We start from the raw sequence: 13882 nt of genomic DNA on the forward strand, positions 1-13882 counted from the left end.
GGCGCGCCGCATCGACATGTCCTCGTTAGGCGACAGGTCGGCCTTGCCGGTGTCGAAGCAGACCGGACCGGCACCTTGGCGGCGGGACCGGGGTCGGCTTGCCCGGCGGGCGCGTCAGAGGAGCGCATTGCGGCACTTGTGCACATTCAGGGGCGCGATTTCCTTCTGAATCCTATTGGTATTTGCTGCTTTCGTCGTGCTGCGGGACTTAATCTCGCTCCCCATGATTGCTCCTATGATGGTGCCGCATGCATGCGCCGTGCGGGCCCCAGAAGCAACAACGACAGCCGAGGACTGATGCGCAAACCCTTGCAACCCGGGCGGCAACCCCTATGTCCAGAGGCGGAACGCCGCCTGTTCCCACGGAGAATCCAACTTGAAACGCATCCTTCTTTTTGTCCTGACCAACGTCCTGGTGGTCGCGGTGCTGGGCGTGGTCGCCAGCCTGCTCGGCGTCAACCGCTTCCTCACGGCCAACGGGCTCAACCTCGGGGCGCTGCTCGGCTTCGCCCTGGTCATGGGCTTCGGCGGCGCGATCATTTCGCTGCTCATCAGCAAGCCGATGGCCAAGTGGTCGGCCGGCGTGCGGATCATCAACGACCCGCAGTCGCCCGACGAAGCCTGGATCGTGCAGACCGTCAAGAAGCTCGCCGACAAGGCCGGCATCGGCATGCCCGAGGTCGGCATCTTCGAGGGCGATCCGAACGCCTTCGCCACCGGCGCGTTCAAGAATTCCTCGCTGGTGGCGGTCTCGACCGGCCTGCTGCAGAACATGACGCGCGAAGAGGTCGAGGCGGTGATCGGCCATGAAGTGGCGCACGTCGCCAACGGTGACATGGTCACGATGACCCTGATCCAGGGCGTGATGAACACCTTCGTCGTGTTCCTCTCGCGCGTGATCGGCTATGCGGTCGACAGCTTCCTGCGCCGCAACGACGAGCGTTCGTCCGGCCCCGGCATCGGCTACATGGTCACCACGCTGGTGCTCGACATCGTGCTCGGCTTCGCGGCCGCGATCGTGGTGGCCTGGTTCTCGCGCCAGCGCGAATACCGCGCCGACGCCGGCGCCGCCCAGCTCATGGGCCGCAAGCAGCCGATGATGAACGCGCTGGCCCGCCTGGGCGGCCTGCCGCCCGGCGAGCTGCCGAAGTCGGTCGAGGCCATGGGCATCACCGGCAAGCTCGGCAGCCTGTTCGCGACGCACCCGCCGATCGAGCAGCGGATCGCGGCACTGCAAAGTTCGCAGGGTTGATCAGCTGGCGCGCGCGGCGACGCTGCGCGCCACCGCTTCCGCGACCCTGATGCCGTCGACCCCCGCTGAGAGAATCCCGCCCGCGTAGCTCGCGCCTTCGCCGGCCGGATACAGGCCGCGCACGTTGAGGCTCTGGAAATCCTCGCCGCGCGTCATGCGGATCGGCGACGAGGTGCGAGTCTCGACACCGGTCAGCACCGCGTCGTGCAGGTCGAAGCCCTTGATCTTGCGGCCGAAGGCCGGAAAAGCCTCGCGCATGGCCTCGATCGCGTAGCCCGGCAGCGCGGCGTGCAGGTCGCCCGGCGTGACGCCCGGCTTGTACGAAGGCTCGACGCTGCCGAGCGCGGCGGAGGGCCGGCCGGCCACGAAGTCGCCCACCAGCTGGCCCGGCGCCCGGTAGTCGCCGCCGCCGAGCATGAAGGCGTTCGACTCCAGCGAGCGCTGCAGTTCGATGCCGGCCAGCGCCGAGCCGGTGCGGCCTTCTTCCCAGCCCGGGAAGTCGCGCGGCTCGATGCCGACGACGATCCCCGCGTTGGCGTTGCGCTCGTTGCGCGAGTACTGGCTCATGCCGTTGGTCACGACCCGGCCCGGCTCGCTGGTCGCGGCCACCACGGTGCCGCCCGGGCACATGCAGAAGCTGTAGACCGAGCGTCCGTTGCCCGCGTGGTGCACCAGCTTGTAGTCGGCCGCGCCGAGCAGCGGATGGCCGGCATGCCGGCCCCAGCGGGCGCGGTCGATCAGGCCCTGCGGATGCTCGACCCGGAAGCCGATCGAGAAAGGCTTGGCCTCGATGTGCACGCCGCGCGCGTGCAGCATCTCGAAGCTGTCGCGCGCGCTGTGGCCCAGTGCCATCACCACGTGGTCGGCGCGCAGTTCGTGGGTTTCGCCCGTGCGCTGGTCGCGCACGACCAGGCCGCGCAGCGTCTTGGCGCCGTCCGGCCCGTCCTCGAGCAGCACGTCGGTCACGCGCTGCTCGAAGCGGATCTCGCCGCCGAGCCGGACGATCTGCTCGCGCATGTTCTCGACCACCTTGACCAGCTTGAAGGTGCCGATGTGCGGGTGCGCGACGTAGAGGATCTCGGGCGGCGCGCCGGCCTTGACGAACTCTTCCATCACCTTGCGGCCGAGGAAGCGCGGGTCCTTGATCTGGCTGTAGAGCTTGCCGTCGGAGAAGGTGCCGGCGCCGCCCTCGCCGAACTGCACGTTCGACTCCGGGTTCAGCACGCTCTTGCGCCACAGGCCCCAGGTGTCCTTGGTGCGCTGGCGCACGGTCTTGCCGCGCTCCAGCACGATCGGCCTGAAACCCATCTGCGCCAGCATCAGCGCGCAGAAGATGCCGCAGGGCCCGAAGCCCACCACCACCGGGCGCAGCGGCAGCGCGGCCGGCGCCTGCACCGGCGGCTGCCAGGCCATGTCGGGCGTCGGGCCGATGCGCGGGTTCTCGGCGAACTTGGCCAGCAGGCGGGCTTCGAGCGCCGGGTCGGCGAACGCGACATCGACGATGTAGACCTGCAGCAGCTCGGCCTTGCGGGCGTCGAAGCTGCGCTTGAAGACCTGGTGGCCGGCCATGGCCTCGACGGCGATGCCGAGGGTGGCGGCGATGGCCTGGGGCAGGGCCGCCTCGTCGTGCGCGAGGGGGAGTTTGATTTCGGAGATTCTCAGCATGTCGTGGCTTGTGTTTATCAAGCAGGGATGCCGATTATCGCAACGCTGGCCGGGTGCCGTGGTGCGCTTCTGGTCAGTTGGGGACAGAGCAAGAACTGCTGCGCAGTTTCTTGGTCTGTCCCGCAAGGTTTCAGTAGGTCGAGGTCAGAGCAAAAACTGCTGCGCGGTTTCTTGGTCTGTCCCGCAAGGTCTCACTCTGTCCCGCAAGGTCTCACGAGGGCAGGAAGCCGTCCACCGACAGGTAGCGCTCGCCGGTGTCGTAGTTGAAGCCCAGCACCACCGCGTGGGCCGGCAGCGAGGGCAGCTTCTGGGCGATGGCCACCAAGGTCGCGCCCGACGAGATGCCGACCAGCATGCCTTCCTCGCGGGCGCAGCGGCGCGCCATCTCTCGCGCCGGTTCGGCGTCGACCTGCAGCACGCCGTCGAGCAGGGCGGTGTCGAGGTTCTTCGGGATGAAGCCGGCGCCGATGCCCTGGATCGGGTGCGGCGAGGGCTGGCCGCCGGAGATCACCGGCGAGGCCACCGGCTCGACCGCGAAGACCTTCAGCTGGGGCCACTTCTTCTTGAGCACGCGGGCGCAGCCCGTGATGTGGCCGCCGGTGCCGACGCCCGTGATCAGCACGTCGACGCCGTCGGGGAAATCGGCCGCGATCTCCTCGGCCGTGGTGTGCTCGTGCACCGCGATGTTGGCCGGGTTGTCGAACTGCTGCGGCATCCAGGCGCCGGGCGTGCCGGCGACGATCTCCTCGGCCCGCGCGATCGATCCCTTCATGCCCTTCTCGCGCGGCGTCAGGTCGAAGCTGGCGCCGTAGGCCAGCATCAGCCGGCGGCGCTCGACCGACATGCTGTCGGGCATCACCAGCACCAGCTTGTAGCCCTTGACCGCAGCCACCATCGCCAGGCCGATGCCGGTGTTGCCGGAGGTCGGCTCGACGATGGTGCCGCCGGGCTTCAGCGCGCCCGAGCGCTCGGCGTCCTCGACCATCGAGAGCGCGATGCGGTCCTTGATCGAGCCGCCGGGGTTGGCGCGCTCGCACTTGATCCAGATCTGTTGCGTCGCGTGGCCGAACAGGCGCTGGATGCGGACGTGGGGCGTCTTGCCGATGGTTTGCAGGATCGTGTCGGCTTTCATGCGGTTTCCTTGGGGGCGGTGCCTGGCTGAAAAAAGAGGATCGGCCATTGTGGCGATAATCCACCGGTGAAGCACGCTGGACCGCCGCTGGTGCAAGTCTCGAAAGAGCGCACTGGAGGAACGTCCGGACTGCACAGGACAGCGCAGGAGCTAACGGCTCCCCACCGCGAGGTGAGGATCAGAGCAACAGAGACGAGTCGGCCCGGGGCAACCCGGGCCGGGTGAAACGGGCAATCTCTGCGCGCAGCAACACCAAGTAGGCCAGCGCACGGAGCGCGGTTCGCCGCGACTTCCGAATCCCGTGGTTCCGCGGATGGCTGGCGGGTAGGTGGCATCGAGCCGTTTGGCGACAAACGGCCCAGAGTAATGGCGGTCACGCTGGGGTCCTGCAAAGGATCTCAGTGCACAGAATCCGGCTTACAGGCGTGCTTCACACTTATTTGGCTCGCCCCCAGGTTGGCTCACTGCGTGTAGCCGCCCACCCCCTACCGGGGGCGGCCCGGCCGCTTGGGAGCGGCCCGGCGCGGCGGGCCCCACGAAGGGAGTGCGCCTCGACGGTCAGATCGCTCAGAAGCGTTCATTGGGCGTCAGGTAGCGCCACTGGCTCGGCAGCAGCCCCGACAGCGGCACGCGGCCGATGCGGATGCGCTTCATCGCCAGGATCTGCAGGCCGGCGTCGTCGCAGATGTGGGCGATCTGGCCCGGGCGGGCGCCTTTCAGCGCGAAGCGCAGGCCGGTGTGGCCCTCGGCCTGCTGGCCGATGCTGACGCGGGCCGGCGAGCGCTCCAGGCGGGCCAGCGTCTCGGGCCCGACCGGGCCGGCGACATCGACCATCACCTCGTGCTCCAGGATGGCGGCGTCTTCCTGCAGCTTGCGCTCGACCCGGAATTCCTGCGTGAAGACCACCAGGCCGCTGGCGCCGGTCTCGAGCGGGGTCATGCAGCGCTGGGCCGCCACGTGCCGCGGCAGGAAGCGCAGGCCGGCGCGCTCGGGCTCGTGGTGATTGGCCGCCACCAGCAGCCGGTGCGCCGTCTCGGTCGCCATGCCGGCCGGCTTGTGCAGCAGCAGCGTGACCGGCACCACGGGCTCGGGCCGGGCGCCGGATTCGATCTCGACCTGCTGATGCGCGTGCACGCGCGCCTGCGGGACCAGCACCGGCACGCCGTCGACGCGCACCGCGCCGTTCTCGATCAGCAGTTCGGCCTCGCGCCGCGAACAGCCTGCCAGTGCGGCGACCCGCTTGGCCAGCCGGATACCTTCGTCGTCGGCATCCTTCATGGCTTGGCCGCCTGCTGGATGCGCTCGACATGCGCCGCCAGCGAACGCGCGGCCACCGGCCACATGCGCTCGGGCACGTCGTCGTAAGCCAGCGGCAGCCACTCCTCGGGCGTTCCCTTCGGCAGCTTCCGCATCACGGCGGCGATCTTCGCCTCGCGCTTCAGGCGGTGCGCCTTCAGGTGGGCGATGGCGGCCCGGGCCTCGCCCATCACGTAGCCGTGCGCGGGCAGGATGAAGCCGACGCGGCCCTCGGCGCAGGCGGTGTCGAGCTTGTCGAGCGAGTCGAGGTAGGCGTTCATGTTGCCGTCCGGTGGATCGACCACGGTGGTGCTGCCGTTCAGGATGTGGTCGCCCGAGAACAGCAGGCCGTCCTCCTCCAGCAGCAGGCACAGGTGGTTGGCCGCGTGGCCGGGCGTGTGGATCGCGCGCAGCGTGTGGGCCGGCACCCGGGTCTCGCCGCTGTCGCTGATCGCCGGCGCGGTCAGCACCAGGCGCTCGCCGTCGTGCAGCACGCGGTCGGGCGTGAAGCGGGCGCTGGAGCGCGCCGTCGGCGCCGAGGCCAGGCCGAGGATCGGCGGCGGGGTGTTGCACAGCTTCTGCAACGGCAGGGCGCCGGGCGAATGGTCGGCGTGCGAGTGGGTGCAGACGATCATCCGGATGTCGCCATGGGTCGCGCGCCACAGCCGGCCGATGTGGTCGAAGTCGTTGGGGCCCGGGTCGATCACGATGTAGCCGCTGTCGGCGTCGCCGACGATGTAGCTGTTGGTGCCGGGACCGGTCATCGCGCCCGGGTTGGGGGCGGTCAGGCGCTGCACGTTCTTCAGCAGCGGCACGGGGTGTTCGCTCTGCCAGTCGAGGGGATGGACGATCTGGCCATCGGGGCTGACCATGTCCAGCTCGCCGAAGGGCGATTCGTGTTCCATGTAGCGGGCCTCCTTCCCGGCCAGCCGGCCCGCGCGCGGACAGCTGGTCCACAGCGGGCCCTCGCCGGCCGCGCGCTGGGCGCAGGCATCGAGCACCGCATCGACCGTCGGATGCGCGACCATGCGTTCCAGCGTGCGCACGGTCGGGAAGATCATGAAGAAGCTGCCGGCGGCGTGGCGCGCCAGCGCGTCGGCCGGCCGCACCCAGCAGGGCTCGAACTGTTCGGTCTCGTCGGCGGTCGGCGTCTGGCCTTCGGGCATGCGCGCCGCCAGGAAGGGCACGTCGAAGCGTTTGGGCAGGTCGCGGTCGGTGATCCAGTGCGCGAAGGTGAAGATCTTGTCGGTCGACAGCCGCAGGCCGCGTTCCGCGCACTGGTCGGCGAAGGCCACCGTGGTGCCGGCGGTGCTGCGGTCCATCGAGGCGACCTCCTCGGCGCTCACGGGCCGGCCGTCGGCGTGATGGGCCAGCAGCACGCCGAGTTCCTCGAAGCTCTCGCGCACGGCGGCGATGGCCTGCGTGAGCTGCACCCGGCTCTGGGTGCGGCGGCGTGTCGCGATGGCGCGTGCCGTGGTGTCGCCCTCATCGATGCGGCCGCCCGGGAAGACATAGGCGCCGGGCGCGAAGCTGGCGTTCGCGGAGCGCCGCGTCATCAGCACCTCGATGCCTTCGGGCGTGTCGCGCAGCAGCAGCACGGTGGCGGCGGCGCGCACGGGCGCCGGTTCGCGCTGGGGATGGAGAAGTTGGGTCGGGCGTACCATGGGTCGCGATTATCGGGAGATCGCGCGGGCCGCGTGCGGCAGCCGCCGTGTGACAGCGCCGCGCGTGATCCCTAGAATGTGCGGATGGGGTCCGCCGCGACATGGCTGATGGCACTGGTCCTCCTCGCCCACGCGGTGGGAGCGGCCGGCGACCAAGCCGTGCCTGCCGCGGCACCCGCGTCCAATTCTGCCGGCACCGTGGTCCTGATGGAACTCGACGGCGCCATTGGCCCCGCCGCGGTCGACCATGTGCGGCGCGGGCTTCGGCTGGCGGCCCGCGAACAGGCCCGGTTGCTGGTGATCCAGCTCGACACGCCCGGCGGGCTCGACACCTCGATGCGCAGCATCGTCAAGGACATCTTGGCCTCGCCGATCCCGGTGGCGACCTTCGTGGCGCCCGACGGGGCCCGTGCCGCCAGTGCCGGCACCTACATCCTCTACGCCAGCCATATCGCCGCCATGGCACCGGCCAGCAACCTCGGCGCCGCGACGCCGGTGGCGATCGGGGCGCCGGCGCCGATGCCGGTGCCGGCAGCGCCGGACGCGATGGCCGCCAAGCGCCTGGCCGACGCCTCGGCCTATCTCCGCAGCCTGGCGCAGCTGCGCGGGCGCAACGCCGACTGGGGCGAGCAGGCGGTGCGCGAATCGGCCAGCCTGTCGGCGTCGGAAGCGCTGCAGAAGAACGTCATCACGCTGATCGCGCAGGATGTGGCCGACCTGCTGCGGCAGGTGGATGGCCGTGAGGTGCGAACCGCGCTCGGCACGCAGCGGCTGGCGACGCAGCATGCGCAGGTGCTGGTGTTCGATGCCGACTGGCGCAGCCGGGTGCTGTCGGTGATCACCGAACCGAGCCTGGCCCTGATGCTGATGATGCTGGGCATCTACGGGCTGCTGTTCGAGTTCTCCAACCCGGGCTTCGTGCTGCCCGGCGTGGTGGGTGCGATCAGCCTGATGCTGGCACTCTTCGGCCTGCAGATGCTGCCGGTCAACTATGCCGGGCTGGGACTGATCTTCCTCGGCGTGGCCTTCCTCGTTGCCGAGGCCTTCCTGCCGAGCTTCGGCGCGCTCGGAGTCGGCGGCATCATTGCCTTCTCGATCGGCGCGGTGCTGCTGATCGACAACGACACCCCGGGTTTCGGCGTGCCGCTGTGGCTGGTGGCCCTGCTGGCCGTGGTCTCGGCGGCCTTCATCCTGCTGGTCGGGGGTATCGCCGCGAAGACCCGGCGGCGGCCGCAGGTGCTCGGCGTCGCGACACTGGTCGGCGCCACCGGCGAGCTGGTCGAGTTCGCCGATGGCGAAGGCTGGGCACAGATCCAGGGCGACTACTGGAAGGTCCGGGGCGCGGACGGCCTGCGCGCGGGCCGCCGCATCCGCGTGACGCGCGTGCAGGGGCTGGCCCTGCAGGTGGCGGAGGACAACACGGAGGGCCCCGCACGGGCTTGAAACATGTTCTTCAATTTCAACGTGGTGCTGTCGGGGCTCTTCGTCTTGCTGCTGGCGATGCTGGCGGCGGCCTCGCTGCGCATCCTGCGCGAGTACGAGCGCGGCGTGGTGTTCCAGCTCGGCCGCTTCTGGAAGGTCAAGGGGCCGGGGCTGGTGATCCTGATCCCCGGCCTGCAGCAGATGGTGCGGGTCGGGCTGCGCGTGATGGTGCTGGACATCCCGAGCCAGGACGTGATCACGCGCGACAACGTCTCGGTCAAGGTCAACGCGGTGCTGTACTTCCGCGTCGTCGATGCCGAGAAGGCGGTGATCCAGGTCGAGAAGTACTTCGAGGCCACCAGCCAGCTGGCGCAGACCACGCTGCGCGCGGTGCTCGGCAAGCACGAGCTCGACGACCTGCTGGCCGAGCGCGAGCGGCTCAACCTCGACATCCAGAAGATCCTCGCGGCCCAGACCGACCAATGGGGCATCAAGGTGACCAATGTCGAGATCAAGCACGTCGACCTCAACGACAACATGGTGCGGGCGATCGCCAGGCAGGCCGAGGCCGAGCGCGAGCGGCGGGCCAAGGTGATCCATGCCGAAGGCGAGCTGCAGGCCGCGGCCAAGCTGGCCGAGGCGGCCGAGATCCTGGGCCGCCATCCGCAGGCGCTGCAGCTGCGCTACCTGGAGACCCTGACGGTGATCGGTGCCGACAAGAATTCGACCATCGTGTTCCCGCTGCCGCTGGAACTGCTCGGGGCGCTGCTGCAGCGGCTGGAAACGCATCCGCGGGCACCCGGCGGCTGACACCGCTCAGCGGTCGAACAGGTCGATGCCGCGCACCAGCCGCTTCGCCAGCCGCGGTTGCCGGAACTGCTCGAGCCACCATTCGAGGGCCCGGCCCTCGTGCTCGCCGCGCCAGGCGACGTACAGAATGTTGGGCTCGCGCGGGTCGGCGGTCTGCTTCTCGACCAGCTCGCCGCGTGCCAGCAGCGAGGCCACGCGATGGCGCGGCAGCCAGCCCACGCCCAGCGCCTCGCGCTGCGCCAGCGCCTTGGCGTGCATGCTCGGCACCGCCAGCGTCGACTGGCCGCCGAGCAGGCCGTAGGCGCTGCCTTCGCTGGCGCGCGAGCTGTCGGCCACCACCACGGCGCGCTGGCGGGCCAGCAGGTCGCGGTCGAGCGGTTCGGCGGCCTTGGCCAGCGGATGGCGCGGCGAGACCGCGAACACCCACTCCATGACCCCGAGCTCGAACCAGCGCAGCCCCGGAATCGCCGGCGGCTCGTTGGTCGCGCCGACGACCAGGTCGGCACGGCCGTCGCGCAGCGCCTCCCAGGTGCCCTTGAGGACCTCGTGCGTCAGCCGCAGGCGCACGCCCGAATTCAGGGCGTCGAAAGCGGCGATCACCGGCAGCAGGGCCTCGAATTCGATCACCTCGTCGGTGACGATCCGAAGCCGGTCCTCCCAGCCGCTGGCGACCTGCCGCACTCGCTGCGACAGCCGCGCCACGTCCAGCGCCAGCCGCGCGGCCTCCTGGGCCAGCAGTTGCCCGGCGGCGGTCAGCTGGAGCCGGTAGCGGCGGCGGTCGAACAGCAGGGCGTCGAAGCGCTCCTCGAGCTGGCGCGCGGCGTGCGAGAGGGTGGACGGCGCCTTGCCCAGGCGGGCGGCGGCACGCGTCAGGCTGCCGCTCTCGCGGATGGCTTCGAGCAAGGCGATCTCGTCGTCGGACAGCATCGGCGCTCCTTGGGGAAGGCGGGCCGAAATCATCGCATGGATGGCGAACATGTTCGACAGAACCGAACGTTTCCATCGGCGGCACGGGACGTCAAGAAGGCCCTGCGGGACGATCATTGCCTCACGGTCCTTTCACCGCACCCTTCAGGAGTTCCTCATGAATCGCTTTCAACACAAGACAGTCCTGGTCACCGGCGGCACCAGCGGCATCGGCCTCGCGACCGCCAAGGCCTTCGCCGCCGAAGGCGCGCGCGTCGTCGTCACCGGCCGCGACGCCGCGGCGCTCGACCGGGCGCGCACCGAACTCGGCGCCGATGCCATCGCCATCCGCAACGACGCCGGCGTGCCCGCGGCGGCGAAGGAGCTCGCGGCGGCGATCGCCGGCCGGGGCTTGACGCTGGACGCCGTCTTCCTCAATGCCGGCATCGCGAAGTTCGCGGGCCTCGCCGATGTCACCGAGGCCTTCTGGGACGAAGCCTTCGACATCAACGTCAAGGGCGTGTTCTTCCAGGTTCAGGCGCTCGCGCCGCTGCTCGGGAAGGGTGCCTCGATCGTGATCAACGGCTCGATCAATGCGCACATCGGCATGCCCAACACCGCGGTCTATGCCGCCAGCAAGGCGGCGGTGATCTCGCTCGCGAAGACGCTGTCGGCCGAGCTGCTGCCGGGCGGCGCGCGCGTCAACGTGGTCAGCCCGGGCCCGATCCGCACGCCGCTCTACGGCAAGCTCGGACTGGATGCGGCGGCGCTGGACGCCACGGCGGCGCAGATCCAGGCGCAGATTCCGCTCGGGCGCTTCGGCACGCCGGAGGAACTCGCCGCCACCGTGCTGCACCTGGCGGCGCCCGAATCGGCCTTCGTCGTGGGCACCGAGATCATCGTCGACGGCGGCATGAGCGGGCTCTGATCCGCCTTGCCCAGGGTGCGGGCCGGGCGGTCGAGACCTCGAGGCGCTCGGCGCGGCCTCAGGCTTCCGGCTCCTCGAAGGCGAAGCCGACGCCGTAGACCGAGCGGATCGCGTCGGATGCCGGCGCCGCGGCGGCCAGCTTGCGGCGCAGGTTCTTGATGTGGCTGTCGATCGCGCGCTCGGCCACGTCGACCGTGTCCTCGTAGGCCAGGTCCAGCAGCTGCGCACGCGAGAAGATGCGCCCCGGCTGCCGCGACAGCGCCTGGAGCAGGCGGAACTCGAGCCGGGTCAGGTTCAGCGCGACGCCGTCGAAGCTGGCGCGCCAGTGCGTGTCGTCGAGCTGCAGGCGCCGGGCTGCCGAGGTCGTCGCACCGGCGCCCGCGCTGCGGCGCAGGACGGCGCGCACCCGCGCCACGACTTCGCGCGGCGAGAAGGGCTTGCAGATGTAGTCGTCGGCACCGAGCTCCAGGCCGAGCAGGCGGTCGACCTCCTCGATGCGCGCGGTGAGCATGATCACCGGGTGCGTGCCGTTCAGGCGGGCGCGCCGCAGCACCTCGATGCCATCCAGCCGCGGCAACATGATGTCGAGCAGCGTGAGATCGGGCGGCTCGTGCAGCATCCGCTCGAGTGCGCGCTCGCCATCGGCGGCACGCTCGGTCTGGTAGCCGGCGTGCTGCAGGTAGTCGACCAGCACCGATGCGATGTCGTCCTCGTCCTCGACGACCAGGATTCTGTTCATTGGAAGCTCCTCATGGCAACGGCTCCGTGTGCGTCAGCGGCAGCGTCAGCACGATACCCACCCCGCCCAGCGGCGACGCCGCCGCCTCGATGCCGCCGCCGTGCGCCTCGACGGTCGCGCGGCAGATCGCCAACCCGAGTCCGGAGCCGCCGAGGGCCCGGTTGCGAGAGGCTTCGCCGCGGAACAGCCGCTCGAACAGCCGCGGCAGCTCGGCGGCCGTGACGCCGGGCGCGCTGTCGTCGAATCGAAGCTCCAGCCGCTGGCTGTCCGCCGGGCCCTCGATCCGCGCGCCGATGCGCAGGCGGCCGCCAGCGTCGGTGTAGCACAGCGTGTTTTCCAGCAGGTTCATGAAGACCAGGTGCAGGCGGTGGGGATCGCCCTGCAGCGCGGGCCGGCGCCGGGCCGACAGCTGTTCGAGCTCGGTGGCATCGATGGCGATGCGTCGCCGCGCGAAGCGCTCGCGCGTCAGGGCCAGAGCCTCCTCGAGCAGGGCCAGCGGGTCCAGCGCGACGAAGGGCGCCGGAGCATCGGCGCGCTCGTGCATGCTGCTGCGCAGGTCGTCGACCAGTTGGCTCAGCCGCATCACCTGCCGGTGCAGGCGCAGCGCGGTCTTGTCGTCGAAGCGGCGCACACCGTCCTGCAGTGCCTCGATCTCGGCCCGCATCGCGGCCAGCGGCGTTCGCAGCTCGTGGGCGACGTCGGCCAGCCAGGCCCGGCGCGAGGACTCGATCCCGTCGAGGCGTTCGGCCATCCCGTTGAAGGTGCGGCCGAGCAAGGCCAGCTCGTCCTGCCCGCGCACCGGCACGCGGGCGTCCAGCCGACCTTGCGCGATGCGTTCGGCGCCCTGCGTCAGCGCCTCGATGGGGGCGAACCAGCGCCGCGCCAGCAGCCACGAAAGCAGCAGCGCGATCGCCAGGCCCGCGATGCCGGTCCAGACCACGAAGCCCGCCTGCCGGGCGACGAAGGCGCGGTCGGCCTCGGTCTCGAGGCCTTCGAGCGGCGCCAGCAGCAGCACGCCGATGACGCGATCGCCGTCGCGCAACGGCAGCCGGGCCGCGGTGGCGGGATCGACCCGGGCGCCGGCGATCCAGTGGTCGGCGGCGTCGACCAGGCCCAGCCGCTGGTAGACCGAGTCCGGACGGTTGCGAGGGTCCCGCATCGCACCCGGTGGCGGCAGCGGCAGGTTCAGGCGCGGCGGCAGCAGTTCGGGCGGCGATGGCCGCGGTCCGCCCGGGTCGGCGAAGGGCGGGCCGTCCTGCCAGGGCGGCGGGCGGAAGTCCTCGGGTGGCCAGGGCGGGATGGTGCGCATGCTGCCGCCGTCGGGGCCGGGGGGCGGCATCTTGCTGTGGGGCGGGCCCTGGCCCCGGAAGGGCTCCATCTGCAGGCGGAACCAGGCTCCCTCGTCGTTGTGCAAGGCGTCCCAGCTGCCCTCGGCGGCGTGGTTCTTCTTCAGGATTTCGGCGAACCAGTCCATGCGCCGGAGCTCCACCTCGGCCACATAGGGGCCGAGTCCGCGCTGCAGGCCGAGCCACGAGAAGCCCGTGAAGATCAGCAGCAGGGCCAGCAGCAGCACGGCGAGCGCGAGGAATATCTTTCGGAAGAGCGTCAGTCGAGGCATGGCGGCGAAGGGCGAACCGCATTTTGCGGCATGGCCCAGGGTGAACGGGCCCTAGACGGCGATCGAGATCGCGATGCTCGCGCTGTAGCCGTTGGTCGCGTCGCCGCTGAAGTCCACCATCTCGAGGGAAGTGCCGTCGCTGAAGACGTTGTCGGTGGCGAAGCTGATCCCATTGAGGTTGGCGACGCTCTGCGAATAGCCTGCCGCGCTGCCATAGATGGCGCGCAGGGTGTCGGTCGGGAACGCGAGCTGCGTGGTCCGGAGCTTGTTGCCGGCCGAGTTGGCCGTCGACAGGCTGCGGTAGATCTCCAGGTGCATGTGAGGCATGCGACCGGCATAGCAGCCGGGCACCACCGTGACGAAGCGCACGCTGCCGTTGCTGTCGGTTTCCTGCACGCCCCGCAGGTGGTTGTCGGCCAGGCTCTGGGTGGTGTAGACGGAATAGGTGCC

At 70.3% G+C, this 13882-nt stretch carries 12 protein-coding genes and 1 other RNA gene; 5 read left to right on the forward strand and 8 right to left on the reverse strand.

The annotated features are described in order from the left end of the window. Positions 1-376: 376 nt before the first annotated feature. On the forward strand, positions 377-1252 hold the full coding sequence (gene htpX / locus AC1D2E_RS22560; protein WP_478199463.1) for a protease HtpX: 876 nt from the start codon (positions 377-379) through the stop codon (positions 1250-1252). Here the strand turns inward: htpX and AC1D2E_RS22565 are convergent, their stop codons facing one another. Together AC1D2E_RS22565 and cysK are read right to left on the reverse strand one after the other, a co-directional pair. Next, a complete protein-coding gene (locus tag AC1D2E_RS22565) occupies positions 1253-2917 on the reverse strand; it encodes an NAD(P)/FAD-dependent oxidoreductase (protein WP_478199464.1) in 1665 nt (554 codons plus the stop codon). It lies immediately after the preceding gene. 211 nt (positions 2918-3128) lie between these two features. Further along, positions 3129-4049, reverse strand: a complete 921-nt coding sequence (cysK, locus tag AC1D2E_RS22570) for a cysteine synthase A (RefSeq protein WP_478199465.1) — start codon at positions 4047-4049, stop codon at positions 3129-3131. A 68-nt stretch (positions 4050-4117) separates the two neighbouring features. Between cysK and rnpB the strand changes: the two genes are divergently transcribed. Next, positions 4118-4485, forward strand: an RNA gene (gene rnpB, locus AC1D2E_RS22575) — RNase P RNA component class A. Positions 4486-4616: 131 nt separating this feature from the next. On the opposite strand, the gene AC1D2E_RS22580 is transcribed toward rnpB, so the two are convergent. After that, entirely contained in the window at positions 4617-5327 is a 711-nt protein-coding gene (locus AC1D2E_RS22580; protein ID WP_478199466.1) for an RNA pseudouridine synthase, read from the reverse strand. Next, positions 5324-7009 carry an MBL fold metallo-hydrolase gene (locus AC1D2E_RS22585; protein WP_478199467.1) on the reverse strand — a complete coding sequence of 562 codons (1686 nt, stop codon included), beginning with the start codon at positions 7007-7009 and terminating at the stop codon, positions 5324-5326. Before AC1D2E_RS22585 ends, AC1D2E_RS22580 begins: the two co-directional genes overlap by 4 nt. Positions 7010-7117: 108 nt before the next feature. Between AC1D2E_RS22585 and AC1D2E_RS22590 the strand changes: the two genes are divergently transcribed. Then, complete coding sequence (locus AC1D2E_RS22590; RefSeq protein WP_478199468.1) at positions 7118-8452, forward strand: NfeD family protein; 1335 nt, start codon at positions 7118-7120, stop codon at positions 8450-8452. 3 nt (positions 8453-8455) lie between these two features. Further along, positions 8456-9241, forward strand: a complete 786-nt coding sequence (locus AC1D2E_RS22595; protein ID WP_478199469.1) for a slipin family protein — start codon at positions 8456-8458, stop codon at positions 9239-9241. A 6-nt stretch (positions 9242-9247) separates the two neighbouring features. On the opposite strand, the gene AC1D2E_RS22600 is transcribed toward AC1D2E_RS22595, so the two are convergent. Beyond that, positions 9248-10168 carry a LysR family transcriptional regulator gene (locus tag AC1D2E_RS22600; RefSeq protein ID WP_478199470.1) on the reverse strand — a complete coding sequence of 307 codons (921 nt, stop codon included), beginning with the start codon at positions 10166-10168 and terminating at the stop codon, positions 9248-9250. A gap of 157 nt (positions 10169-10325) precedes the next feature. Here AC1D2E_RS22600 and AC1D2E_RS22605 point away from each other — a divergent pair, with 157 nt between their 5' ends. Next, a complete protein-coding gene (locus tag AC1D2E_RS22605; protein ID WP_478199471.1) occupies positions 10326-11075 on the forward strand; it encodes an SDR family oxidoreductase in 750 nt (249 codons plus the stop codon). 58 nt (positions 11076-11133) lie between these two features. Here the strand turns inward: AC1D2E_RS22605 and AC1D2E_RS22610 are convergent, their stop codons facing one another. The 3 genes from AC1D2E_RS22610 to AC1D2E_RS22620 all read right to left on the reverse strand — a co-directional run. Beyond that, entirely contained in the window at positions 11134-11814 is a 681-nt protein-coding gene (locus tag AC1D2E_RS22610; protein WP_478199472.1) for a response regulator, read from the reverse strand. A 10-nt stretch (positions 11815-11824) separates the two neighbouring features. After that, on the reverse strand, positions 11825-13432 hold the full coding sequence (locus AC1D2E_RS22615) for an ATP-binding protein (RefSeq protein WP_478199473.1): 1608 nt from the start codon (positions 13430-13432) through the stop codon (positions 11825-11827). Between the two features lie 51 nt (positions 13433-13483). Next, positions 13484-13882: peptidase associated/transthyretin-like domain-containing protein (locus tag AC1D2E_RS22620; protein ID WP_478199474.1), on the reverse strand; the 399-nt coding region annotated here is incomplete at its 5' end.

It is taken from the genome of Variovorax sp. P1_H2 (assembly GCF_056405295.1).

Coding starts and splice junctions, on each gene's coding strand:
- cysK (WP_478199465.1), bottom strand. CDS start 4,049: ATGAAAGCCGACACGATCCTGCAAACCATCGGCAAGACGCCCCACGTC.
- AC1D2E_RS22610 (WP_478199472.1), bottom strand. CDS start 11,814: ATGAACAGAATCCTGGTCGTCGAGGACGAGGACGACATCGCATCGGTG.
- AC1D2E_RS22565 (WP_478199464.1), bottom strand. CDS start 2,917: ATGCTGAGAATCTCCGAAATCAAACTCCCCCTCGCGCACGACGAGGCG.
- AC1D2E_RS22585 (WP_478199467.1), bottom strand. CDS start 7,009: ATGGTACGCCCGACCCAACTTCTCCATCCCCAGCGCGAACCGGCGCCC.
- AC1D2E_RS22580 (WP_478199466.1), bottom strand. CDS start 5,327: ATGAAGGATGCCGACGACGAAGGTATCCGGCTGGCCAAGCGGGTCGCC.
- AC1D2E_RS22595 (WP_478199469.1), top strand. CDS start 8,456: ATGTTCTTCAATTTCAACGTGGTGCTGTCGGGGCTCTTCGTCTTGCTG.
- AC1D2E_RS22590 (WP_478199468.1), top strand. CDS start 7,118: ATGGCACTGGTCCTCCTCGCCCACGCGGTGGGAGCGGCCGGCGACCAA.
- AC1D2E_RS22605 (WP_478199471.1), top strand. CDS start 10,326: ATGAATCGCTTTCAACACAAGACAGTCCTGGTCACCGGCGGCACCAGC.
- AC1D2E_RS22615 (WP_478199473.1), bottom strand. CDS start 13,432: ATGCCTCGACTGACGCTCTTCCGAAAGATATTCCTCGCGCTCGCCGTG.
- AC1D2E_RS22600 (WP_478199470.1), bottom strand. CDS start 10,168: ATGCTGTCCGACGACGAGATCGCCTTGCTCGAAGCCATCCGCGAGAGC.